21 protein-coding genes and 2 riboswitches are annotated in these 22,999 nt (G+C 62.6%); of the genes, 11 read left to right on the top strand and 10 right to left on the bottom strand.

Going from position 1 to position 22,999, the window contains the following annotated elements; translation table 11 throughout:
* Positions 1–9: 9 nt before the first annotated feature.
* The 6 genes from LPJGGPFB_RS20105 to LPJGGPFB_RS20080 form a co-directional block, all read right to left on the bottom strand.
* The gene (locus LPJGGPFB_RS20105) at positions 10–1,005 is read right to left on the bottom strand and encodes an aldo/keto reductase (RefSeq protein ID WP_173421692.1); all 996 of its coding nucleotides are present in this window, start codon (positions 1,003–1,005) and stop codon (positions 10–12) included.
* Positions 1,002–2,012, bottom strand: coding sequence for a sugar-binding transcriptional regulator (locus tag LPJGGPFB_RS20100; RefSeq protein WP_173421691.1), 1,011 nt, complete (start codon positions 2,010–2,012; stop codon positions 1,002–1,004). Before LPJGGPFB_RS20100 ends, LPJGGPFB_RS20105 begins: the two co-directional genes overlap by 4 nt.
* Before the next feature lie 2 nt (positions 2,013–2,014).
* The gene (locus tag LPJGGPFB_RS20095; protein ID WP_173421690.1) at positions 2,015–3,004 is read right to left on the bottom strand and encodes an ABC transporter permease; all 990 of its coding nucleotides are present in this window, start codon (positions 3,002–3,004) and stop codon (positions 2,015–2,017) included.
* Between the two features lie 28 nt (positions 3,005–3,032).
* Positions 3,033–4,580 (bottom strand): sugar ABC transporter ATP-binding protein, encoded by a 1,548-nt coding sequence (locus LPJGGPFB_RS20090; protein ID WP_173421689.1) that lies wholly within the window; start codon positions 4,578–4,580, stop codon positions 3,033–3,035.
* Between the two features lie 65 nt (positions 4,581–4,645).
* Complete coding sequence (locus LPJGGPFB_RS20085; RefSeq protein WP_173421688.1) at positions 4,646–5,674, bottom strand: substrate-binding domain-containing protein; 1,029 nt, start codon at positions 5,672–5,674, stop codon at positions 4,646–4,648.
* 196 nt (positions 5,675–5,870) lie between these two features.
* On the bottom strand, positions 5,871–6,758 hold the full coding sequence (locus LPJGGPFB_RS20080) for a LysR substrate-binding domain-containing protein (protein ID WP_173421687.1): 888 nt from the start codon (positions 6,756–6,758) through the stop codon (positions 5,871–5,873).
* Positions 6,759–6,888: 130 nt separating this feature from the next.
* On the opposite strand from LPJGGPFB_RS20080, the gene LPJGGPFB_RS20075 reads away from it, so the two are divergent.
* The 8 genes from LPJGGPFB_RS20075 to LPJGGPFB_RS20040 all read left to right on the top strand — a co-directional run bounded on the left by LPJGGPFB_RS20075 (position 6,889) and on the right by LPJGGPFB_RS20040 (position 16,757).
* Positions 6,889–7,227: a hypothetical protein gene (locus tag LPJGGPFB_RS20075; RefSeq protein WP_173421686.1), complete on the top strand. Its 339-nt coding sequence runs from the start codon at positions 6,889–6,891 to the stop codon at positions 7,225–7,227.
* A gap of 18 nt (positions 7,228–7,245) precedes the next feature.
* Positions 7,246–7,465, top strand: a riboswitch (cobalamin riboswitch).
* 98 nt (positions 7,466–7,563) lie between these two features.
* Positions 7,564–9,918 (top strand): 5-methyltetrahydropteroyltriglutamate--homocysteine S-methyltransferase, encoded by a 2,355-nt coding sequence (gene metE / locus LPJGGPFB_RS20070; RefSeq protein ID WP_173421685.1) that lies wholly within the window; start codon positions 7,564–7,566, stop codon positions 9,916–9,918.
* Positions 9,915–10,712, top strand: a complete 798-nt coding sequence (locus LPJGGPFB_RS20065) for an acyl-CoA thioesterase (protein ID WP_234902941.1) — start codon at positions 9,915–9,917, stop codon at positions 10,710–10,712. Before metE ends, LPJGGPFB_RS20065 begins: the two co-directional genes overlap by 4 nt.
* 156 nt (positions 10,713–10,868) lie before the next feature.
* A riboswitch (cobalamin riboswitch) is annotated at positions 10,869–11,093 on the top strand.
* A gap of 301 nt (positions 11,094–11,394) precedes the next feature.
* A complete protein-coding gene (gene nrdH / locus LPJGGPFB_RS20060; protein WP_173421684.1) occupies positions 11,395–11,616 on the top strand; it encodes a glutaredoxin-like protein NrdH in 222 nt (73 codons plus the stop codon).
* Positions 11,617–11,632: 16 nt separating this feature from the next.
* Positions 11,633–12,049 (top strand): class Ib ribonucleoside-diphosphate reductase assembly flavoprotein NrdI, encoded by a 417-nt coding sequence (gene nrdI / locus LPJGGPFB_RS20055; protein WP_173421683.1) that lies wholly within the window; start codon positions 11,633–11,635, stop codon positions 12,047–12,049.
* On the top strand, positions 12,019–14,172 hold the full coding sequence (gene nrdE / locus LPJGGPFB_RS20050; RefSeq protein ID WP_173421682.1) for a class 1b ribonucleoside-diphosphate reductase subunit alpha: 2,154 nt from the start codon (positions 12,019–12,021) through the stop codon (positions 14,170–14,172). The genes nrdI and nrdE overlap by 31 nt, the downstream gene beginning before the upstream one ends.
* Before the next feature lie 16 nt (positions 14,173–14,188).
* Positions 14,189–15,178, top strand: coding sequence for a class 1b ribonucleoside-diphosphate reductase subunit beta (nrdF, locus tag LPJGGPFB_RS20045; protein ID WP_173421681.1), 990 nt, complete (start codon positions 14,189–14,191; stop codon positions 15,176–15,178).
* 136 nt (positions 15,179–15,314) lie between these two features.
* On the top strand, positions 15,315–16,757 hold the full coding sequence (locus tag LPJGGPFB_RS20040) for an RtcB family protein (protein WP_173421680.1): 1,443 nt from the start codon (positions 15,315–15,317) through the stop codon (positions 16,755–16,757).
* Positions 16,758–17,023: 266 nt separating this feature from the next.
* Here LPJGGPFB_RS20040 and LPJGGPFB_RS20035 read toward each other — a convergent pair whose 3' ends face one another.
* The 4 genes from LPJGGPFB_RS20035 to LPJGGPFB_RS20020 form a co-directional block, all read right to left on the bottom strand.
* Positions 17,024–17,308: an acylphosphatase gene (locus LPJGGPFB_RS20035; protein ID WP_173421679.1), complete on the bottom strand. Its 285-nt coding sequence runs from the start codon at positions 17,306–17,308 to the stop codon at positions 17,024–17,026.
* A 157-nt stretch (positions 17,309–17,465) separates the two neighbouring features.
* Entirely contained in the window at positions 17,466–17,786 is a 321-nt protein-coding gene (locus LPJGGPFB_RS20030) for a cupredoxin domain-containing protein (protein WP_173421678.1), read from the bottom strand.
* 9 nt (positions 17,787–17,795) lie between these two features.
* Positions 17,796–18,320, bottom strand: a complete 525-nt coding sequence (locus LPJGGPFB_RS20025) for a DUF4142 domain-containing protein (protein ID WP_173421677.1) — start codon at positions 18,318–18,320, stop codon at positions 17,796–17,798.
* A gap of 103 nt (positions 18,321–18,423) precedes the next feature.
* Entirely contained in the window at positions 18,424–19,119 is a 696-nt protein-coding gene (locus LPJGGPFB_RS20020) for an RNA polymerase sigma factor (protein ID WP_173421676.1), read from the bottom strand.
* Positions 19,120–19,462: 343 nt separating this feature from the next.
* Here LPJGGPFB_RS20020 and LPJGGPFB_RS20015 point away from each other — a divergent pair, with 343 nt between their 5' ends.
* From LPJGGPFB_RS20015 to LPJGGPFB_RS20005, 3 genes are all read left to right on the top strand, one after another.
* Entirely contained in the window at positions 19,463–20,353 is an 891-nt protein-coding gene (locus LPJGGPFB_RS20015) for a substrate-binding domain-containing protein (protein WP_173421675.1), read from the top strand.
* A gap of 160 nt (positions 20,354–20,513) precedes the next feature.
* On the top strand, positions 20,514–22,025 hold the full coding sequence (locus tag LPJGGPFB_RS20010; protein WP_173421674.1) for a sugar ABC transporter ATP-binding protein: 1,512 nt from the start codon (positions 20,514–20,516) through the stop codon (positions 22,023–22,025).
* Positions 22,022–22,984: an ABC transporter permease gene (locus tag LPJGGPFB_RS20005; RefSeq protein WP_173421673.1), complete on the top strand. Its 963-nt coding sequence runs from the start codon at positions 22,022–22,024 to the stop codon at positions 22,982–22,984. The genes LPJGGPFB_RS20010 and LPJGGPFB_RS20005 overlap by 4 nt, the downstream gene beginning before the upstream one ends.
* Positions 22,985–22,999: the final 15 nt, after the last annotated feature.

The following is a 22,999-nucleotide window of genomic DNA, read 5'->3' as shown; positions in this document are numbered from 1 at the left end:
GGCGGTCCGTTACCTATCCATGTGGGCGAGTTTCGCCGCTATCGCTTCGTCGATCGCCGCGAGATCCGGGCCGTCGAGCCGGATCGTGCCGGCCCGGGCATTGTCGAGCGCCTGCGCCGGATTGCGTGCGCCGCAGAGCGCAAACGTGACGCCGGGCTGGGCGAGCGTCCAGGCAATGACCGTCTGCGCGATGCTGGCTCCATGCTTTTCGGCAATCGGGCGGATCGCACCGGCAAAGGCCGTCGCCTTTTCGCGGTTGCCGACCGAGAAGCGCGGATTGTCGCGGCGCTGATCGTCGCCTGAAAACATCCGGTCCGGACCGACGGTGCCGGACAGGAGACCCAGGGCGAGCGAGGAATAGCTGAGGGTCGCGACGCCGTTTTTCGTGGTCAGCGGCAGGAGCTCCGCCTCGATCTCGCGGTCCATCATGCTGAAGCGCTCCTGGATCGCATCGAGGCGGCCGGTGGCGATGTAGGCCTCCAGCTCGGACCGGTCGACATTGCTGGCGCCGATCGCGCGGATCTTGCCAGCATTTTTCAGGTCCTCGAGTGCGCGCACTGTCTCTTCGATCGGCGTCGTCGGGTCCTGCCAATGGGTGATGTAGAGATCGATATAGTCGGTCCCGAGCCGCTTCAGGCTCTGTTCCACCTCGTGCATGATGGCGTCGCGGCCGAGGTAGCGATGAACCGGCTTGCCGTCCTGGTCGAAGAAATGCTTACCTTTCGTCGTGTGCCAGACGAGGCCGCATTTGGTGGCGATGACAGCCTTGTCGCGGCGGCCGGCGAGCGCCTTGCCGACGATTTCCTCGGAGCGCCCGAGGCCATAGGCGGGCGCCGTATCGATCAGGGTCACGCCGGCATCGAGCGAGGCCTGGATGGCGGCAATAGACTCGGCCTCATCCGTTCCGCCCCACATCCAGCCACCGATCGCCCAGGTGCCGAGCCCGACGGCGGATGCCTTGACACCGGAGCGGCCGATCTCGCGCGTCAACTGTTCACTGCTCATGCCGAAAGTCCCTTTTCGCTTGCCATGGCAAGGATGCGCTCGCCGGTCGCCTCGTCGGTCACGAGTGTATCGAGATGCCTGCCGCGCAGGACGCTGAGAATGGGACCGGCCTTGTTCGGCCCGCTCGCAACCCCGATCTTCGTCGGTATCGAAGCGAACTCGTCGAGGGTGAGCGAAACCAGCGAGCGGTTGAGGCTGTAGTCGCAGACCCGGCCCTGGTCATCGAGCAGGTGCGCCAGCAGTTCGCAGCTTGCGCCCGAGCGCTGGATCGCGGCGCGGTCGGTGCTCGAGGACGGGTGCAGGTCGTAGTAGCTCGAATCGTCGGAAAGGATCGAACCGATGCCGACGATCGCGACCTTGGCTTCCCTCGCCCGTTTGAAGACATCCGCCACGGAGCGCATGTTGATAAGCATGGCGCGCTCGGCCGCGCTATCGGCAAAGAGCGGCGCATGGATCTGGTAGGACCTGCCGCCGAGCCGGTCCGCCATCAGCGTCGAGACGTGGTTGACGTCGGTATAGTGCTTGCCCTGGACACAGCCCGTCGCCGGGATCACCTCGACGTCGAGACGCCGCGACGGATGCAGGCCCGCAACGACGGCGCTGACGCCCTTGCCGCCGGTGATGCAGATGGTGTCGCCGTCGGCGATCTCTTCCATCAGCAGACGGGCGGCGGCTTCACCCACAGCCTGCAGCGCCGTCTGCTGATTGTCCGACACGGTCGGGACGACGACGGCGCGGCTGATACCGCCGAGCGCCAGCAATTGCTCTTCCATGTCGACGAGCGGCTCGATCGGCGACTTGATCTTGATTTCGACGAGGCCGAGCTGGCGGCCGCGCTTGATCAGACGGTTGACCGTCGGCTGGGAAATGCCGAGCCGTTCGGCAATCTGCGACTGGGTCAGGCCTTCGAGGAAGTGCAGCACCAGCGCCTGGTGCATCTGCCGGGCGACGACGAGTTCCTCGCGGGCGCTGGAGATGATGTTCTGATTGGAATTGGCGATCGGCATGGTCAGCTGGCCTTCCGCTTATGCAGGAAATGGTCGATGGAAACGGCGGCGAGCAGAATGCAGCCCTTGATCATATCCTGCCAATAGACCGAGACGTCGAGCAGGATCAGCGAACTGGTGACGACGGACAACAGAGCCATACCGAGAATTGCGCCGAAGATCGTACCCGATCCGCCGTTGAGCGACGCCCCGCCGATGACGGCTGCAGCGATGATGTTGAGTTCCATGCCGACGCCGAAGGTTGGCGTGGCCGCGCCGAAGCGCGACATGTAGATGACGCCGGCGACACCGGCGAGCGTCGAGCAGAGCACGGTCACCCAGAACTTCACATGCTTGGTCTTGATGCCGGAATAGAGCGCCGCCTTCTCGTTGCTGCCGGTATAGAACACCTTGCGAAAGGCGGTCGCCCGGCGCAGCAGGAAGTCGAACAGGACGACGACGGCGACGAAGATCAGAATGACATAGGGGATGCCGTTGAAGGTGCCCTGGCCGACCGCCTTGAAAGATGCCGGCAGAGTGAACAGCGACAGCGGAGTGCCCTTGGTGATGACAAGGCAAAGGCCGCGCACGATCACCATTGCCGCAAGCGAAGTGATGAAATGGTTGAGCCCGACCACGGTGACGAAGAAGCCCATGATGGCGCCGATGAGGCTGCTTGCGAGGATCCCGCAGAGCGAAGCGGTCCATGGGTCGACGCCGGCAAGGAACAGCGAGCCGGCAAGCACCATGGCAAAGCAGACGACCGATCCGACAGCAAGGTCGATGCCGCCGACGATCAACAGGATCGTCATGCCGACAACGACGATACCCTCGACCGAGAAGCTCATCAGCATCGCGCGCATGTTGCCGAAGGTGAGGAAGTGCGGCGAGGCGAAGCTCATGATGATGCCGAGCGCGAGAATGATGGCGATCAGCCCTGCCTCGCGCATCGTGCCGATGCGCCGCCAGGCCGGAACCCGCACCTGCGTTGCAACCACCGTATCGACTGCCATTTCCACCTCCCCATTCACTCTGCTTGTCTCAGGCAACATGCTCGGCCGCCCTGCTTTTTTCTGGTTTGTTGTGTTGCCCGACCCCGGATGCGAGACGGATCACCGCCTCTTCCGACATCTCGGCCTCGCCGAGTTCGCCGGCAATGCCGCCTTCGCGCACGACCAGCACTCGATCGCAAAGCCCGAGAAGCTCGGGCAGTTCCGACGAGATGACGACGATGCCGATGCCTGAGCGCGCGAGATCGCGCAGCAGCCGATGAATTTCCGATTTGGCACCGACGTCGATGCCGCGCGTCGGTTCGTCCATGAGAATGACTTTCGGCCGCACCGCAAGTTGCTTGGCGATGGCCACCTTTTGCTGGTTGCCGCCCGAGAGCGACGACACCAGCATGCCGATACCGCCCATGCGCACGCCGAGCCGCCGGGTGAAATCGTTGGCGAGGTCCGCTTCCGCCTTCGCATTCATCAAGCCAAGCGGCCCGGTCAGCGTCTTCAGGTCCAGCACCGAAATGTTCTGGGCGATCGACATGTCGACGAACACGCCGGAGCCCTTGCGGTCCTCCGAGAGATAGACGATGCCGGCATCGACCGCATTCCGGTAGTTGCCGATCGCCTGGGCCTTGCCATGCAGCAGCACCTCGCCGCGCACCTTCCGGCGCAGGCCGCAGATCGTTTCGGCGATCTCCGTGCGGCCGGAGCCGATCAGTCCGCCGATCCCGAGGATTTCGCCCTTGCGCAGCTCGAAGCCGACACCATCGATGCAGTCGCCGTCGCCAATGCCGCGGACCGACAGGATGACCTCGTCGGACTGTTCGCCCGCTGCCTGTTTCGGCGGATAGAGCTGGGTGATCTCGCGGCCGACCATGCGGCGAACGACGTCATCGGGCGTCACATCGACGATGCGCTCCGTCGAGACATGGCGGCCGTCGCGAAAGACGGTGACGCGGTCGCACAGGCTGAAAATCTCGGCCATGCGATGGCTGATATAGATGATGGAAATGCCAGCGGCCTTCAGGTCGCGGATGATGCCGAACAGCGCCTGCGCCTCGGCTTCCGTCAGCGCCGCCGTCGGCTCGTCGAGGATCAGCACCCGGCAGTCGAGCGTCAGCGCCTTGGCGATCTCGACCAGTTGCTGGCTGGAAATGGAGAGGTCGGCGACCTTGCGGCGGACGTCGATCGGCGCCAGCCGGTTCATCACGTCTTGCGCGTCGCGGGCAAGCGAGGCGTAGTTCATCAGCGGCGAACGCCGCCGGTTGGTGGCGGCCATGAACATGTTTTCGGCCACCGTCGCATCCGGGCAGAGCGCGATCTCCTGGTGCACGAGACCGATGCCGAGCGACTGGGCTGCGGCCGGCGAGGCGATCTTCGTCGGCGTGCCGTCGACGAGGATTTCGCCCTCGTTCGGCTGCAGCACGCCGGCGATGATGTTCATGAGCGTGGATTTGCCGGCGCCATTCTCGCCGCAAAGCGCATGGATCTCGCCCTTTTCCAGGTTGAAATCCACATTGGTCAGCGCCTTCACAGCCCCGAAGTGCTTGGTGACGTTGCGGACCTGAAGGACCGGCTGCGATGTCATCGCCTTCTCCACTCTTATGCGTTCGACGGGCTATCCGGACATCCGGATAGCCATGTCAAAGACCCTTACTCGTCAATGCCCTTGGTGCCGCGGCGCTTCAGGTATTTGTCCCAGTAGAAGTCGTCCGCATTGGCGGCGGTGACGATCGACAGACCGTTGTCGACGAAGGGAATGCTCATCGGGTTGAAGCCGGACCGCTTGGCGTCGTTCATCGGGTCGATAAGCTCAGGGTGCTTTGCGAGCCACAGCAGCATGAACCCCATGTAGCCCTGCATGCCCTGGTTCGGGTTGATCGAGCCGAACACTTCGCCGGCCTTGATCATGTCGAGGATGTTGGCGTTGACGTCGGCGCACATGACGAGAACCTTGCCGCCGCTTTCCTTGCTCGCCTGTGCGGCACCGATCGCGGAGTTCGCTTCCGGCATGAACACCGCGCCGAGGTTCGGGTTGGCCTGGATCAGGCTCATCAGGCCCTGATAGGCCTTGTTCGGGTCCTGGTTGGAGGCAGCGCGGCCGACGAGCTTCATGTCGGGCCACTTTTCAGCCATGCGGCCGACAAAGGCCGTGATGCGCTTGTCGTGGTTGTCCTGGCCGGGGTTTTCCAGAACCGCGTATTCGCCCTTTCCGCCCATCTTCTCGGCGATCGCATCAGCGGCGTAGACGCCTTCGCGGTTATTGTCCGAGGTGATGAACGAGATGCGTTTGGAGAGCGGCGAGTCCGCAGCAAACGTAACGACCGCCGTGCCCTGGTCGATGGCGCGGTTGATCGGCTCGATGAACGGATCCGAGTTCATCGGGTGAACGAGGATGCCGGCCGGGTTCTGCGCCAGTGCCTGATCGAATGTGGCGATCTGCTTGTTGACGTCATATTCCGGCGTGCCGGTGTACTCCGTCTCGCAGCCGAACTGCTGGCCGGCCTGCTTGAACATTTCATAGACCGGGAACCAGTATTCGACCCCCGATACCATGACGTTCATGACGTATTTTTCGCCGGGTTCGCAGCGAAACGGGTTGGCCGTCTCCGCGCTGGCGGGGCCAGCCAGAAACGTCGTTGCAATGACCGCCAGTGCGGTCGTGCTCAAAAAAGTGCGCACGCGTCCTCCTCGAGGCCGAAGCCCCTCCCAAAACCAATGGTGCCGTCAGAAATGACCGCTGATGTGTGAGTTTGCCGGAACTCCTCCTCGACTTCCGACTGTCGCGATTAAAACCGCGCCCAAGGCTCCCGTCAATATAATTCATGCCATGAATAATAATTCATGGCTGCAGGTATTTTGCTGTCGTCGGACGGCCTCACTCTCCCATCGCCGCTGCCAGCTGCGCGTTCGACACGGCGGCCTCGGCGATGATCCACTCGCGGAATGCCTGGATCTTCTTCTGCCGGCGATGGCTCTGTGGATAGACCAGCCAATAGGCGCGGCCGTCTCTGACCACATGGTTGAACGGCCGGATGAGTTTTCCGCTCCGAAGCTCCTCGATCAGGAAGGTCGAGACCGCCATGGCGATGCCGTGGTCGAGCAAGGTCGTTGCCACATCCATCGCCTGCACATCGAAGATCAGCTCGGTGCCGTTGCTGGCCGGCGGCTCGACGCCGGTCTCGACCATCCAGCGCCGCCACCAGCTGGCATTGCCGAAGCGCCTGACCTTGAGAACGTCCGCAGGATGTTTGAGCTGGTGTTTTTCCAGGAATGACGGCGTACAGACCGGCAGGTACTCGATCGGGAACAGCGGAAAGACGTCATGACCCGGCCAGTCACCGTTACCGCTGCGCACCACGAGGTCGATCGCATCGCGCTTGAAGTCGATCAGCTCGGTCGACATGTGCACGCGAATGCTGATGTTCGGATGCGCTGATTGGAACGAGGCCAGCCGCGAGCCGAGCCAGCTCGAAACCACCGTCGGAAGCACAGAGATGTGCAGGTGATGCTCGGTCTTATCGGCAATCTCCGAGAAAGCCGAGCCCAGGAGATCGATCGCTTCCGTCACCTTCGGCGCGAGCTGCCGGCCGGCGGCCGTCAGCCGAACTTCCCGCGGCAGGCGGACAAAGAGAGCCGTGCCGGTGCGGTCCTCGAGCAGCCGGATCTGATAGCTGACGGCTGCCTGCGTCATGCCAAGCTCTTGCGCCGCACGCGTGAAACTCAGGTGCCGGGCCGCCGCTTCGAAGGCACGCACCGCACTCATGGGGGGTAATTTGCTCATGCGCTGAGATAAGCATTCTTTATGCCAGCATGCGAGAAACCGCTTTGCGCGAAACCGGCAAAATCCTCAATTTTCTCGCGAACACATCACCGCAGAACTGAAGGGGTTAGCAATGCTTAGGGCAATGCGATCGATCATCCGCCATGTCTGGACTTTCGCCAAGAGAGCCGCGGACGCCACCACGACAGTAGATTCCTTCAGCGAATTCCAGCTCCGAGACATCGGTCTGACGCGCGACAATGACAGCATTCGCGCGCGTGCGGGCGAGATTGCCGTACCGTGGCAGCCCGTAGCAGATCCCGGCAACGCGCCTTCGCCGCCGGTAACCGATGACGGCGTGGTGTCCGCGCAAACCGCCCGTCGTGATGCCGTGCCGCGCCCCGTTGCCGCAAAATCCCCCTGCCCGGCGAAGATTGAAAATAAAGACATAAACATTTCTTTATGCGATTGACCTGCCGGTCTTGGCAGGGCATTGTCGTGCAATCGTGGTTCTGCGGCTCGCCTCACGGCGGGTCGGAGCTAAGAGGGAATTCGGTGCGGCGCCGCAAGGCGCCCATGCCGGAGCTGCCCCCGCAACTGTAAGCGGCGAGCGGCCGTCCAATGATGTCACTGAGGAAGACGCCTCGGGAAGACGGGACGGTTCGTGTTGACCCGCAAGCCAGGAGACCTGCCGCGATCGATAACGTCCACGGGCGGGGTGTCCGATGTGCCGCCTTGACGAGCGAGCCTGCCTCGGTCGTGGATGCGTCGCGTTCAATGCCTTGCCCACAACCTTCGGGGTAAGGAAATGACCATCAAGACAGCCAATCTCGGCTTTCCACGTATCGGCAGCCATCGTGAACTGAAGTTCGCGCTGGAGTGCTACTGGGCCGGCAAGATCGACAGGCAGGACCTGCTCGCCGTCGCCGCCAGGCTTCGGGCGGAAAACTGGGCCGCGCAAAAAGCGCGGGGAATCCAGATCATTCCATCGAACGACTTCTCGCTTTACGACCAGGTTCTCGACACATCCGTGCTCGTTGGCGCGGTGCCGCCTGCCTATGGCTGGAAAGGCGGCCCGGTCGATCTCGACACTTACTTCGCCATGGCACGTGGCTCGACGACATCGACCTGCGCGTCCGGCTGCTCCCATGGCGGCCCTGACAGCGGCAACCAGGCGCAGGAGATGACCAAGTGGTTCGACACGAACTACCACTACATGGTTCCCGAATTTGCGGACGACCAGCGCTTCGAGCTGACGCGCAACGCACCGCTTGAAACCTTCCTCGAAGCGAAGGCGCTCGGGCATGTCACCCGCCCTGTCGTGCTCGGCCCCGTCACCTTCCTGAAACTGGGCAAGGCCCTTTCCGGTGGGTTCGAACCGATCGATCTGATCGAGCGGCTGCTGCCCGTCTATGTCAAGCTTCTCGCAGAGCTTGCCAATGCCGGCGTCAAATGGGTGCAGATCGACGAGCCCTGCCTGGTGCTCGACCTCGATGAGCGGGAACGCCAGGCTCTGGCGCTGACCTACGAGACGTTTGTTGCGGAAATCCCGCAGCTGAAGATCATGCTTGCGACCTATTTCGGCGCGATCGGCGACAACCTGCCGACAGCCCTTTCGCTACCAGTTTCCGGGCTGCATGTCGATCTGGTGCGGGCGCCGCAACAGCTGGAAGCCCTGCTCCAAACGGCACCGGCACATCTCGTTCTGTCGCTCGGCGTCGTCGATGGCCGCAATGTGTGGCGAACCGATCTTGCCGGTCTCTTCCGCCGGCTGCAGCCGCTGGTCGAGGCACATGGCCGCGACCGTATCGAGTTTGCTCCTTCCTGCTCGCTGATGCACGTGCCTATCGACCTCGAACTCGAACGGGCGCTCGATCCGGAGCTCGTCTCCTGGCTTGCCTTCGCCCTGCAGAAACTGGACGAACTCAGCCTGCTTGCCCGCGCCTTCGAGCCTGGCCTGGCCAATCCCGAACAGGTCTTTGCACAATCGATCGCGGCCGCCGAGGCACGGCTCACCTCGCTCAAGGTGCACGACCCGCTGGTTGCTGGACGCCTGAAGAACCTGACGGCGGCCGACAGCCGCCGCCAATCCGGCTTTGCAACCCGCCGGCGGCTGCAGGAAGACAGGCTGGCCCTACCGCTCTTCCCGACGACGACGATCGGCTCCTTCCCGCAGACGCCGGAGGTGCGCCAGGCGCGATCGCTGCATGCCAAGGGCGAACTCAGCTATGTCGACTACCTTGCTTACCTGCGCCAGGAGACGGAGAAGGCCGTGCGCTGGCAGGAGGAAATCGGCATCGAGGTGCTGGTGCATGGCGAGTTCGAGCGCAACGACATGGTGCAGTATTTCGGCGAGCAACTCTCCGGCTACGCCTTCACGCAGAGCGGCTGGGTGCAAAGCTACGGTTCGCGTTATGTGCGCCCACCGATCATCTTCGGCGATGTCTCGCGGCCGAACCCGATGACGGTGGATTGGGCAACCTATGCGCAGTCGCTGACGTCAAGGCCTGTGAAGGGCATGCTCACCGGCCCGGTGACGATGCTGCAATGGTCGTTCGTGCGCGACGACCTGCCCCGATCGATCGTATGCCGGCAGATCGCGCTGGCGCTGCGTGACGAGGTCACCGATCTCGAAACGGCCGGTATCGCCGTGATCCAGATCGACGAACCGGCGTTGCGCGAGGGGCTCCCGCTCAGGCAAGCCGATCGAAAGGCCTATCTCGACTGGGCCGTCGAGTGCTTCCGCATCAGCGCCTCCGGTGTGGGTGACGAAACGCAGATCCACACCCACATGTGTTACTCGGAGTTCAACGACATCATGGCGGCGATCGCGGCGATGGATGCCGACGTCATCTCCATCGAAACCTCACGCTCGAAAATGGAACTGCTCGGCGCCTTCACTGATCAGGCCTATCCGAACGAGATTGGCCCCGGCGTCTACGACATCCACTCGCCACGGGTGCCGACCGTGGACGAGATCGTGCACCTGATCGAAAAGGCGACCGACGGGCTGACGCCGGCGCAGATCTGGGTCAACCCGGATTGCGGCCTCAAGACCCGCCGCTGGGATGAAGTGCGCCCGGCGCTCGTCAACATGGTTGAGGCGGCCCAGGCGCTGAGGCAATCTTTCGCCGCCTCCCGCCGGGATGCAGCAAGCGCATGAAGCGTAACAGCGATATCGAGATGGCGCCGGGGGAAACCCCGGCGCCTGCCACCCTGATCGACATCGTCTTTCCCGGTGACACCAACCACCACGGCACGCTCTTCGGCGGCGCCGGTCTGGCGTTTATGGACCGGATTGCCTTCATCGTCGCCACGCGCCACGGCCGCGTTCCCTTCGTGACCGCCTCCTGCGACCGTGTCGATTTCCGCGCCCCTGCCCGCATTGGCCAGATCGTCAGTTTCACCGGTCGCCCGATCAAGGTCGGGCGGAGGTCGGTAGCGGTCGAAGTCGACATGATCGCCGAAGACCTGATCGAGGGCACAAGTGATCTGTGTTCCCGCGGCCAGTTCACCATGGTGGCGATGCCCGAAGGCAAGCACGCCGGATGGTCGCTGCCTCCGCTCGACAGCACTACGATCGAGCCGGCAGACGATGCCGTCCGTATGGTCGATATCGTCTTCCCCGATCAGGCCAACAGCTTCGGCGCCATGTTCGGCGGCGATGCGTTGGCGCAGATGACCAAGGCCGCCTTCGTCGCAGCGACACGGGCGAGCCGCAAGAACACGGTGCTCGCCTCCTGTCAGCGCATCGATTTCAGGCACCGCATCACCGTCGGCTCGATCATCGAGCTTGTCGCGAGGATCGTGAAAACCGGGCGGAGCTCAACGACGGTCGAGGTCGAACTCTGGTCGGAAGATCTTTTGGGCGCGGAACGGACGCTGACGGCCCGCGGCGTCTTCGTCATGGTGGCCGTCGACCGCGACAACCGCCCGGTGCCAGCCTTCGCGGCTTGACGCGTTCGACGAGGGAAGCCGTCAACGGCGGCTCTTCATCCACAGGCTTTGTTGGAACCGCGTATTTACTCCCCGTTATCCACACCCGGGAAAATATTGTCCGCTCCGTCCGGCATCGGTGACATCGAACCTATTGACGCAATTTCCCGACCATATACTATATCTAGTGTTCGAGGTTCTTCCGATTCGCAAGGATTGGGAGCGAAGATGGGAATACGGTGCGCTGTGGCGATTTCGCTTGGCTAAGCCGTGGCTGCCCCCGCAACTGTAAACGGCGAGCGACTGTCCAGCATTCGGCCACTGAAGCATGAGGCTTCGGGAAGGTCCGGACAGAAGCACCGACCCGTGAGCCAGGAGACCTGCCTCGATCGATAAACGTCCACGGGCGGGGTGTCCGGAGAGGTCAGAGGTGTGCTTGCGGCAGGATGAAACCTGCCTGTTCGTCTCGACGTCTCCCCGGAAGCGCCGTCTTCAACTTCGGGGTGAAGTCATGTCCGCGTCATCGATTTTCTATCATTCGCCAATGAAGAGGCGCGGGAACCCGCGCATCTGACGAAGACGTGCGCTCGGTCGTTTCGGCCAGAGCAAGCCGTCATCCTGCCAGCCCTGCCTTTCGCCGGATCGCGTTTGTGCGTCCGTATGCCTCTCCATGCCCAGATCCAGCCGACCCAACGAGGAAGACATGAACGTCACCGTCTACAGCAAGCCCGCCTGCGTCCAATGCACCGCCACCTACCGCGCACTCGACCGCAAGGGCGTCAACTATGAGGTGATCGACATCTCAATCGACGAGGATGCGCTCCAGATGGTCAAGGGGCTCGGCTACATGCAGCTTCCCGTCGTCGTTGCCGGTCCGGAACACTGGGCAGGCTTCCGCCCCGACAAGATCAGCGCCCTCTCCTAAAGAGAGGTGCGGCGCGATGGGGCTGCTCGTCTATTTTTCCACCCGCTCGGAAAACACCCATCGCTTCGTCGGCAAGCTAGGCCTTCGCGCCATCCGCATTCCGATGAGCGCGGCCGACGGGCCGCTTGAGATCAAGGAACCCTATGTGCTGGTCGTGCCGACCTACTGCGGCGACGACGGCCGGGGCGCCGTGCCCAAACAGGTAATCCGCTTCCTGAACGATGCGGACAACCGCTCCCACATCCGCGGCGTGATTGCAGCGGGCAACAGCAATTTCGGCGCGACCTACGGGATCGCCGGCGACGCGATCTCGGCCAAGTGCCAGGTGCCCTATCTCTACCGGTTCGAGCTTCTGGGCACCGACGAGGACGTCGCCAATGTCAAAAACGGGATGGAACGATTTTGGACGTCTCAACACTCGAACGCCCCTTGAAGGCGACGGAAGCGGCGCTTGATTACCACGCGCTGAACGCGATGCTGAACCTCTATGACGAGGACGGCCGGATCCAGCTCGACAAGGATCGGCTGGCGGCGAAGCAGTACTTCCTGCAGCACGTCAACCAAAACACCGTGTTCTTCCATAACCTGCGCGAAAAGCTCGATTACCTCGTGACCGAGGGCTATTACGAGCAGGAGGTCCTCGACCAGTATTCGTTCAACTTCGTGCGCGACCTGTTCGACCACGCCTATGACAAGAAGTTCCGCTTCCCGACCTTCCTCGGCGCGTTCAAGTATTACACCAGCTACACGCTGAAGACCTTCGACGGGAAGCGTTACCTCGAGCGCTACGAGGACCGCGTCTGCATGGTGGCGCTGGCGCTTTCGCGCGGCGACGAAGCGCTCGCGCGCGACATGGTCGACGAGATCATCTCCGGCCGCTTCCAGCCGGCAACGCCAACCTTCCTCAACGCCGGCAAGAAGCAGCGCGGCGAGCTTGTCTCCTGCTTTCTGCTGAGGGTCGAGGACAACATGGAGAGCATCGCGCGCGGCATCAATTCGGCGCTGCAGTTGTCGAAGCGCGGCGGCGGCGTTGCGCTCTCGCTCACCAACATCCGCGAGGCCGGCGCGCCGATCAAGCAGATCGAAAACCAGTCCTCGGGCATCATCCCCGTGATGAAGCTCCTGGAGGATTCGTTCTCCTACGCCAACCAGCTCGGCGCGCGCCAGGGCGCAGGTGCGGTCTACCTCAACGCGCACCACCCCGACATCATGCGCTTCCTCGACACCAAGCGCGAAAACGCCGACGAGAAGATCCGCATCAAGACGCTGTCGCTCGGCGTCGTCGTCCCGGACATCACCTTCGAACTCGCCAAGAACAACGAGGACATGTACCTGTTTTCGCCCTATGACGTGGAGCGCGTCTACGGCGTTGCCTTCACCGACATCTCGGTCACGGAAAAATACCGGGAAATGGTCGCCGACAGCCGGATCCGCAAAAAGAAGATCAAGGCGCGCGAATTCTTCCAGGTCCTGGCCGAAATCCAGTTCGAAAGCGGTTACCCCTACATCATGTTCGAAGACACGGTGAACCGCGCCAACCCAATCGCCGGCCGGATCACCATGAGCAACCTGTGCTCGGAAATCCTGCAGGTCAGCGAAGCCAGCGAATACAATGACGACCTGTCCTACAAGCACATGGGCAAGGACATTTCCTGCAACCTCGGCTCGCTGAACATCGCAGCCGCCATGGACAGCACGGATTTCGGCAAGACGATCGAGACCTCGATCCGGGCGCTGACGGCGGTGTCGGACATGAGCCACATCTCGTCGGTTCCCTCCGTCGAGAAGGGCAACGACGACAGCCATGCGATCGGCCTCGGCCAGATGAACCTGCACGGCTATCTCGCCCACGAACGGGTCTATTACGGCTCGGACGAAGGCATCGATTTCACCAATATCTACTTCTACACGGTTACTTACCACGCCATCCGCGCCTCAAACCGCATTGCGGTCGAACGCGGCACGAGCTTCAAAGGCTTCGAGAACTCGAAATACGCCTCCGGCGAGTATTTCGACAAATACACCGAACAGGAATGGAAGCCGGCGACGGAGCGGGTGCGCGAGCTGTTCGAAACCGCGGGCATCGATATCCCGACGCAGGAAGACTGGCTGGCGCTGAAGCAGGCCGTGATGACCTCCGGCCTCTATAACCAGAACCTGCAGGCGGTACCGCCGACCGGGTCGATCTCCTACATCAACCACTCGACCTCCTCGATCCACCCGATCGTGTCGAAGATCGAAATCCGCAAGGAAGGCAAGATCGGCCGCGTCTACTACCCGGCCGCCTTCATGACCAACGACAATCTCGACTACTACCAGGATGCCTACGAGATCGGCCCGGAAAAGATCATCGACACCTATGCGGCGGCGACCCAGCATGTCGACCAGGGCCTGTCATTGACCCTGTTCTTCAAGGACACGGCGACGACCCGCGACATCAACCGGGCGCAGATCCATGCCTGGAAGAAGGGCATCAAGACGATCTACTACATCCGCCTTCGTCAGATGGCGCTGTCCGGCACGGAAGTGCAGGGCTGCGTCTCCTGCGCTCTTTGATATCCCGGGGAACACAATGAACATCCAAGTGAAGACCAAGGCGCCCAAGGGTCCGCAGGCCGTGCGCGCCATCAACTGGAACCGTATCGAGGACGACAAGGACCTCGAAGTCTGGAACCGGCTCACCGGCAATTTCTGGTTGCCGGAAAAGGTGCCGCTGTCGAACGACATCCCCTCCTGGGCAGCACTTCGCCCGGAAGAGCAACAACTGACGATCCGAGTGTTCACCGGCCTGACCCTGCTCGACACGATCCAAACGAGCATCGGCGCCCCGACGCTGATGGCGGACTCGATCACGCCGCATGAGGAAGCTGTCTATTCCAACATCTCCTTCATGGAAGCGGTGCACGCCCGCTCCTATTCCTCGATCTTCTCGACGCTTTGCTCGACGCCTGACGTCGATGATGCCTATCGCTGGTCGGAGGAGAACGAGCATCTGCAGAAGAAGTCGGCGCTCATTCTCGAGCACTATCGCACGGCCGATCCGCTGAAGCGCAAGATCGCCAGCGTCTTCCTCGAGAGCTTCCTCTTCTACTCCGGTTTCTACCTGCCGATGTACTGGTCGAGCCGCGCCAAGCTGACCAACACCGCCGACATGATCCGCCTCATCATCCGCGACGAAGCGGTGCACGGCTATTACATCGGCTACAAGTTCCAGAAGGGCCTCGAGCGCCTGAGCGAAGAGCGCCGGCAGGAGATCAAGGATTTCGCCTTCGACCTGCTGCTCGAACTCTACGACAACGAGGCGAAATACACGGAATCGCTCTACGACAGCGTCGGGCTGACCGAGGACGTGAAGAAGTTCCTGCACTACAACGCCAACAAGGCGCTGATGAACCTCGGCTACGAGGCGCTGTTCCCGGCCGATGCCTGCAAGGTCAACCCGGCGATCCTGTCGGCCCTGTCGCCGAACGCAGACGAGAACCACGACTTCTTCTCCGGATCCGGCTCGTCCTACGTCATCGGCAAGGCGGTCGCCACCGAAGACGAAGACTGGGATTTCTAGACCGGCGATCGCTTTGCTGTCTCGAGAATGTGCAGCCAAGCCGGCCGCACGGTTGACTACCGGCCCGCTTTCAACTAGAGAGCGCGCCAATCCGTATTGCCGCGGCTGCTGAACCCAAGGCAACGGAGAAATCAAAATGTCCACCCGACATACCCCCATCGTCCGGAACGATATCGTTTCCGGGCATGCAATCAGGTCCGTCGTCGCGATCGACGAGCCTGAGCATCAACGCGCGCGCGCACTTAACGATCTCGCCTCGGCCCTTCCATCGCCGGAAGCACTGGCGATCCGTGGTGCGGTCGCCGGACGCATCGTCACGACCCCGGATTTCCATCCGGGCAAGCCGGTTCCGGTCGGGCTGGTCGCCGACATCGACAATGCCGTCATTCCGCATCTGATCGGCAACGATATCGGCTGCGGCATGCGCATGATCGTGCTCGACGACATCCGCGAGGACGAGCTCGCGCCTGGCCTGGAGGGACAGCTGCGGCATGTCTTCTTCCAGGGAGGGCGCGATATCGCCCTGACCGGCAGGGATCGTCACGCAGCCCTCAGGGACGGCGTACCGGGCCTGCTCGAAAGCCTGGCCGGCAAGCGTCAGGGGCTGCTCGCCCGCCTCGATCTGGCATCAGCCTGGGCGGATGTCGCGCGCATGTCCGACGACGGCTGCTTCCGCTCGGATGGCATCGATCCGGACTTCGCCGACTATGCGGCACCCGATGACCGGCACCGGCATGACGCCATTCTCGGCACCATCGGCGGCGGCAATCACTTCGTCGAGTTCGGCGTGGTCGAGCGCATCGTCGACGGCGGTTTTGCCCGTATCGCCGGGGTGAAGCCGGAAAGCTTGGTCATCGTCGTGCATTCGGGCTCGCTCGACTTCGGCCAGCGGATCGGGACGGCGGCGAGAGAGCGGGCACGTCAAAACGGTGCGGCGGAGCTTGACGACCGGATCGTTTCCGAGGCCCGTCACGCCGACCACTATCGGCGGTACATGAACGGCCATGCCAATGCGGCGAATGCCGCCTTCGTCAATCGCTTCCTGATTGGCCTGGCGGCGGTAGAAGCGCTCACGCGAACGATCGGCCGGCCGGTTGCACACCGGTTGGTCTACGACGCGCCGCACAACACCGTGTGGCAGACCGGCAATACCGTTCGACACCGCAAGGGCGCCTGCCCGGCTCGCGGTCCGGGCACTCTCAAGGGTTCACCCTACGAGTGGACAGGAGAACCGGTGATCCTGCCGGGATCGATGGGTGACGGCACCTGGTTGTTGCGCGGGCTGGGCGCGGCCGACGGCATGGAGTCCTCGGCCCATGGCGCCGGGCGACGGCTGTCCCGCCAGGAGGCCCGTGGAGCGACAACGACGCTTGGCGGCCTGCGCGTCATCGGCCCGGTCGACACCGCGAGCCCGGCTATCCGCAGCCGGCCGGACATCCTCGCCGAGCTCCAGGGCCGGCTCAAGGAAGAAGCCCCGGCCGCCTACCGGCCGATCGACCAGGTTGTCGATCCAATGGTGGCAACCGGCCTTGTCGGCCGCGTTGCCCGCATCAGGCCGGTCCTGACCGTCAAAGGCTAGGCTTGCCCGAGAACCGAAACGCCGGAGGAGCGAAATGCTTCCCCGGCGTTTTCACACGTCTCTCCTGGATTTTCTGGGCTACTTCGCCGGCACCATACGACGGCGGCCGATGGCAACCTGCGCCGGCATCAATGTGGTGACGCCTTGAACAAGACCGACGGCGTCTGGCGATCCGGCAGCTATAAGCCCATTTGCGAATGTCGCCGGATAGCCGCGATTTGGTTCGTGCGTGCGTCGCTTCAACCGAGAGGGGCGGCGCACGTACCCTAGCCAGTAATCTGGAACCCCTGAACCGGATCGGGCAGGGCCACCGGCTCGGTTTCGACACTGACGACGGAGGCTGCTGCCGGCCCGATCCAGAGCCGTTCGACCATGTTTGCAAGGGCAGCGTCGGAACCGACGATCATCGCTGCCACCGACCCGTCGCGCTCGTTACGCACCCAGCCGGTCACACCAAGGCGTTCGGCTTCCCGGCGGGTCCAGATGCGGAAGCTGACGCCCTGCACCCTTCCGCTGACACGGACCAACATCGCCTTGCGCTCTCTGATCATGATCGCACCTGCTTTCGCTACAGAAGAGAACTGGTGCGAAGACGAACAAAGGCAAGACACAAGGCACCATGCACGTCGGCGCTAGAGCGTTTCCCCCGGACGGGCTTCGGCGCATTTCCGAACGGCCAGCGGACTTCGCATTTTTGCAGGGCATTGCCTATGGCGCTGCCACCGACAGGCGGCCCTTCATGTTGGGATGAAAGCGGCAATAATAATCCACCTGCCCTGCCTCCGGCATGGCGAGGCTTGCCGTGCCTTTCGCCGGGATCAAGACCTCCCAACCTCCCTTCACGGTCACGGTATGGACGAGGATGTCCTTGTTGACCCACTCGATCGTGTCGCCCACCCGGGCCTCGATTTCCGCCGGGACGAACGCCATCTTTTCGATGGTCACGCGGATTGTTCTGGCCTCTGCATCCGCGACGCAATTGCCGAGCACGAGCCCGGCAATGGCGATGAGATAAAGGACGGATCGCATGGCCGCGTCCTACTTCAGCGTGGCGGCGACATGTTCGGCATGCTGCTGATGGCCCTGAAAAATCTTCAGGCCGGTTTCAAGCAGCGCCTTGAGCTCGGCATTGCTGGCCGAGGGAATGAGCAGGGTCGTAAGCGCGCCGTTCACCTGCTTGTGGTAGGCGACTTCGTTGTCGACATAGGCCTTGTCGAAACTGGCGCCATCGAGCTTGGCGAGCTTGGCGCGCTCGTCGTCGGCCGCCTTTGAGAGCGCCTTGCTGGTGTCGTTGTCTTCAGGCGTCACCTTGAGCTTCTTGACGAGGTCGAGCGCCTGCGTGTTCACTGCCTCATGGTCGCGGACCATGTCCTCGGCGAAGGCGACGACCTCCTTGTTGCCGGACTTCGAGATCGCGAGCTTGGCATTTTCCACGTCGATCACCCCGGCCGTATAGGCGATGTGGGCGATCTGCGGATCGCTCGGCTTGTCCGCCGCCGTTGCTGGATGCGCAAGGGCGAGCAGGCAAAGCGTGGCAAGCGCAGTCATGGGCCGAATGTTCATGGTAACCTCCTCATTCCACGCAGGGCGCGGAAGCTGTTTGCATTTGACACCCATTGGATGTCGCCTGCCCGCAAAGGTTCCCGCAGCTCAGATGGCCCGAAGATCAAATGGAAAGGCCGAGGCGCTCCATGACGGCAGCGGTCAATCGCGCGCAGCGGCGGCCAGCGAAGGGGAAGGCATCGAGCAGAACCGGGCCGATCTGTTCATGCAACTGCTTGCGTACGAGGTGCCTTGCCCGATGCAGCCGGGTCTTGACCGTTTCGGGACGCAAACCAAGAAGATCGGCCGTCTCCTCCATGCTCAATCCCTCGATCACCCGCGCAACGAAAACGGTCCTGTAGATGTCGGGCAGGTTGTCGGTTGCGCGCTCGACCAGATGCAGGATCTGTCGCTGCGCCATCGTACGCTCGGGGTCGTCGACGCCCGCCGGCATGGGGAACTGGATAATCGTCGCGTCTTGCCCGCTGCCGATTGACCCCAGCATCTCGGCCTTGCGGCGCCCTCGCCGCAGCCGGCCAAGCGCTTCGTTGATGACGATGCGTGACAACCAGGTGCCAAGCGACGAGCCGCCGCGAAAACTGCCGAGATGCGCATAGGCACGCACATAAGCCTCCTGCACGACATCTTCCGCCTCACTGTCGTTTCGCACGACACCCCTGGCAATACGATAAAGGCGTTGGTTGTGAGCCTGCATGATCGACAGGAACGCCTGCCCGTCCCCGGAATGCGCCCTTTGTGCCAGTTCCACATCCGCAGCCGGATCCGTGATCGCAAGCGTGTGTGTTCGAGTGCGTGCCATGAACGAGCCTCCCGCAGCATTCGATGCACGGTTCCGCCAAAGGTTCCCGCATTTTTCAGCGGCAGGCAACGCCCCTCGCCTTGGAACGTTCAGCGGGAGAGCGTTTGCGCCATTCCGGCCGGTTCCAGTTCCACTGTCTGACCACTGAACTCGGTGTCGACCACTCACGCGGGAGGCGGCATACTTTCTCGCGCTACCCTGTTAATAATTACATCGCGTATTTTTATAAATTGACGCGCGCAAAGTTTTATGGTTTTTACACCATCGCCAAGACGGTGATGGGAGGGCCCTCCTGCTTGGCCGCCAAGACCAAAGGCCCACGTCGTTTCCAGGGAGGAAACCCATGAACATGCCTCGTATTCTGAAGGCGCTTGTCGCCGGCACGGCACTGACCCTGATTGCATCGGCCGCATCGGCCGAAGGCATCGGCGCCTCGCTTCTGACCCAGCAGCACCCGTTCTACATCGAGCTTGCCGACGCGATGAAAGCCGAAGCCAAGGAAAAGAACGTCGCGCTCGAAGTTGCGATCGCCAACCAGGATCTCAACAAGCAGCTCGCCGACGTCGAAGACTTCATCGTCAAGGGTGTCGACGTCATCGTCATCTCGCCGGTCGATAGCCAGGGCGTGCGGGCCGCGATTGAAAAGGCCGAGAAGGCCGGCATCAAGGTGATCACCGTCGACGTTCCGGCAAACGGAGCGACCGTCACCTCGCATATCGGCACCGACAACTTCACCGGCGGCGTCAAGGCCGGAGAACTGATGGCAAAGGTCCTCGACAACAAGGGCAAGGTCGCCGTCATCGATTACCCGACGGTCCAGTCGGTGGTGAACCGCGTCAACGGCTTCAAGGAAGCGATCGCCAAGCATCCCGACATGGAAATCGTCGCCATCCAGACCGGCATCACCCGCGCCGAGGCGCTGGCCGCAGCACAGAACATGCTGCAGGCGAACCCCGACATCACCGGCATCTTCGGCTTTGGCGATGACGCAGCGCTCGCCGCTGCCGTCGCCGTCAAGGCGGCGGGCCTGGAAACCCAGGTCAAGGTCATCGGTTTCGACGGCATGAAGGAAGCCCGCGACGCGGTTGATACCAACCCGGTCATGGTCGGCGTGATCCAGCAGTTCCCGGACCAGATGGGCAAGCAGGCGGTCGATACCGCCGTCAAGGTTGCCGCCGGCGAACAGGTTCCGGCCGAACAGCCGATCGTGCCTGGCGTCTACACCGCGAAGTAAGTCCTCCCAAGGACAGCCGCCGCCCCATGGGCGGCGGCACCGATACGACGAACGTTTCCGGCTTTCTGCACAAAAACATGCAGCAATTCAGAGTGTTACAGCGTGCATGTCTGCGCCGTGACGCCGGAAACGCTTCTCGGCGCGATCCAAGGAGGCCGCCATGCATGGTTCGACCACGGACACCGTTCTCAAGATCAGCAACGTCACGAAATCCTTCGGGCAGGTTGCGGCGCTGAAAAGCATGCGGCTCGATGTCCGCCGCGGCCGCGTGCACACGCTGCTCGGCGAAAACGGCGCGGGCAAATCGACACTGATGAAAATCCTTGCCGGCGTGCATAGCGCGACCTCGGGCGAGATTTTTCTCGACGACCAGCCCTATCGCCCCGCCAGCCCGCAGCAGGCCTCGGCCCTCGGCCTTGCGATCGTCTTTCAGGAACTGAGTCTCTGCAACAACCTGACGGTGGCGGAGAACATCCTTGCGACCCGCGAGCCGCGCAAATTTGGCTTCATCAACGACAAGGCGCTTGTCGCCAGGGCCAAGGCGATCGTCGCAGAGCTCGGCCTGCCCATCGATGTTGCCGAGAAGGTCGGCAATCTTTCGATTGCCCAGCGGCAACTGGTCGAGATCGCCAAGGGCCTCAGCCACGACGCAAAGGTCGTCATTCTCGACGAGCCGACCTCGTCGCTCAGCGACAGCGAAGCCGAGATCCTTTTCGAGATCATCGGCCGACTGAAAAGCCGTGGCGTCGCCGTCATCTACATTTCCCACCGCATGGAAGAAATCATGCGGCTCAGCGACGACATCACGGTCATCCGCGATGGCGAGTATGTCTCCACCCATGATCGCAACGACGTCACCATCGAGGCGCTGATCGCGCTGATGGTCGGACGGCGAATGGAGGAGATCTATCCGCCGCCGACCCATGATCACTCGACGCCTGGCGCGCCCGTGCTTGCCGTCGAACGGCTGACGCGCGACGGTGAATTCGCGGACATTTCCTTTGAGGTCGGCGCCGGCGAAATCCTCGGCTTTTTCGGCCTCGTCGGCTCCGGCCGGTCCGAAGTCATGAATGCGCTGTTCGGCATGAAGACTGCTGACGGCGCCGTGCGGCTCGATGGCAAGGACGTCCGCTTCCGTTCACCGGCCGAAGCGATCGCCCGCGGCATCGGTTTCGTCACCGAGAACCGCAAGGAAGAGGGCCTGGTGCTCGCCCACAGCGTCGGGTGGAACATCTCCATGGCCGCCCTTCCCGATTTCACCGGCCCTTTCGGCTTTACCCGCGGCGGTGCCGAGCGCAAGGCGGCGGCCGCCGAAGTCGGCCGGCTTGCGATCAAGACCCACTCGCTCGATACGCCAGCGGGCGCGCTGAGCGGCGGCAACCAGCAGAAGATCGTGCTCGCCAAATGGCTCCTGACCCGGCCGAAGGTGCTCATCCTCGACGAGCCGACCCGCGGCGTCGATGTCGGCGCGAAATTCGAAATCTACAAGATCATCCGCCAGTTGGCGGCCGAAGGGACGGCGATCCTGCTGATCTCCTCCGAGCTGCCGGAAGTGCTTGGAATGAGCGATCGCGTCGTCGTCATGCATGAGGGCGTGCTCGGCGCGACCCTCGCCGGCACCGACCTCAATCCCGAAACGATCATGGCGCACGCAACAGGTTTCCAATCATGACCCAGCAAACTGCAGCCCAGGCCGCCTTCGTCAGGGCGTTGAAGCAATATGGCGGCATCCTTCTCTCGCTGGTGATGCTCTGCGTCATCTTCTCCTTCCTCAATCCGCGGTTCATGTCGGTCGTCAACTTCATGAACATCCTGCAGCAGGTGGCCGTGATCGCGATCGCCGCCTTCGGCATGACCTGGGTGATCCTGCTCGGCGAGATCGACCTGTCGGTCGGCTCGATCATCGCGGTTGCCGGCATGGTCGGGGCGCAATGTTTCGCCTTCGGCCTCGGCTTCGGCACGGCGCTCGCCGTGACGATCGTAGCCGGCGCGCTGATGGGCATGCTGAACGGCGTGTTGACCGCAAAACTGCTGCTGCCGTCCTTCATCGTCACCGTCGCCACCATGGGCATCTATCGCGGCCTCGTCAGCCTGCCGACCAACGGCGCGCCGGCGATGATCGACAATTCGACGTGGACGTCGATCGGCACCGAAAGCTTCCTCGGATTGCCGATCATCATCTGGGTCGTTGCCGTGCTCTTCGTCATCAACCAGATCGTGCTCAGCAAGACGAGCTTCGGGCGCCGTGCCTATCTCACCGGTGGCAACCGTGAAGCGGCCATCTATTCAGGCATCAAGGTCGATCGCCTCAAGATCATCATCTTCATGATCTCGGGCGTGATGGCGGCGATCAGCGGCGTGCTGCTCTCCTCTCGCCTTTTCTCCGCCCAGACCAATGCGGGCATGAGCTACGAGCTCGACGCCATCGCTGCGGCCGTTCTCGGCGGCACGTCGCTTGCCGGCGGCGTCGGCACCATGGTCGGCACGCTCATCGGCGCCTTGATCATCGGCGTGATGAACAACGGCATGAACATGCTGTCCGTTCCCTATTTCTACCAGCTCATCGTCAAGGGCCTGGTGATCCTGATCGCGGTTTGGCTCGACGTGCGCGCCAAGCAGGCAAAGCGCTGACCCGACACGAGTGAC

It is taken from the genome of Ensifer adhaerens, assembly GCF_013283195.1.
Classification (GTDB): Bacteria; Pseudomonadota; Alphaproteobacteria; order Rhizobiales; family Rhizobiaceae; genus Ensifer; species Ensifer adhaerens_G.
Note: the sequence above shows the minus strand (reverse complement) of the source record. Positions and strands in the feature narration are given on the sequence as shown.

Coding starts and splice junctions, on each gene's coding strand:
- LPJGGPFB_RS20015 (WP_173421675.1), top strand. CDS start 19,463: ATGAACATGCCTCGTATTCTGAAGGCGCTTGTCGCCGGCACGGCACTG.
- LPJGGPFB_RS20065 (WP_234902941.1), top strand. CDS start 9,915: ATGAAGCGTAACAGCGATATCGAGATGGCGCCGGGGGAAACCCCGGCG.
- LPJGGPFB_RS20020 (WP_173421676.1), bottom strand. CDS start 19,119: ATGGCACGCACTCGAACACACACGCTTGCGATCACGGATCCGGCTGCG.
- LPJGGPFB_RS20105 (WP_173421692.1), bottom strand. CDS start 1,005: ATGAGCAGTGAACAGTTGACGCGCGAGATCGGCCGCTCCGGTGTCAAG.
- LPJGGPFB_RS20095 (WP_173421690.1), bottom strand. CDS start 3,004: ATGGCAGTCGATACGGTGGTTGCAACGCAGGTGCGGGTTCCGGCCTGG.
- LPJGGPFB_RS20030 (WP_173421678.1), bottom strand. CDS start 17,786: ATGCGATCCGTCCTTTATCTCATCGCCATTGCCGGGCTCGTGCTCGGC.
- LPJGGPFB_RS20090 (WP_173421689.1), bottom strand. CDS start 4,580: ATGACATCGCAGCCGGTCCTTCAGGTCCGCAACGTCACCAAGCACTTC.
- nrdI (WP_173421683.1), top strand. CDS start 11,633: ATGGGGCTGCTCGTCTATTTTTCCACCCGCTCGGAAAACACCCATCGC.
- LPJGGPFB_RS20100 (WP_173421691.1), bottom strand. CDS start 2,012: ATGCCGATCGCCAATTCCAATCAGAACATCATCTCCAGCGCCCGCGAG.
- nrdF (WP_173421681.1), top strand. CDS start 14,189: ATGAACATCCAAGTGAAGACCAAGGCGCCCAAGGGTCCGCAGGCCGTG.
- LPJGGPFB_RS20080 (WP_173421687.1), bottom strand. CDS start 6,758: ATGAGTGCGGTGCGTGCCTTCGAAGCGGCGGCCCGGCACCTGAGTTTC.
- LPJGGPFB_RS20025 (WP_173421677.1), bottom strand. CDS start 18,320: ATGAACATTCGGCCCATGACTGCGCTTGCCACGCTTTGCCTGCTCGCC.
- LPJGGPFB_RS20005 (WP_173421673.1), top strand. CDS start 22,022: ATGACCCAGCAAACTGCAGCCCAGGCCGCCTTCGTCAGGGCGTTGAAG.
- metE (WP_173421685.1), top strand. CDS start 7,564: ATGACCATCAAGACAGCCAATCTCGGCTTTCCACGTATCGGCAGCCAT.
- nrdH (WP_173421684.1), top strand. CDS start 11,395: ATGAACGTCACCGTCTACAGCAAGCCCGCCTGCGTCCAATGCACCGCC.
- LPJGGPFB_RS20075 (WP_173421686.1), top strand. CDS start 6,889: ATGCTTAGGGCAATGCGATCGATCATCCGCCATGTCTGGACTTTCGCC.
- LPJGGPFB_RS20010 (WP_173421674.1), top strand. CDS start 20,514: ATGCATGGTTCGACCACGGACACCGTTCTCAAGATCAGCAACGTCACG.
- LPJGGPFB_RS20035 (WP_173421679.1), bottom strand. CDS start 17,308: ATGATCAGAGAGCGCAAGGCGATGTTGGTCCGTGTCAGCGGAAGGGTG.
- LPJGGPFB_RS20040 (WP_173421680.1), top strand. CDS start 15,315: ATGTCCACCCGACATACCCCCATCGTCCGGAACGATATCGTTTCCGGG.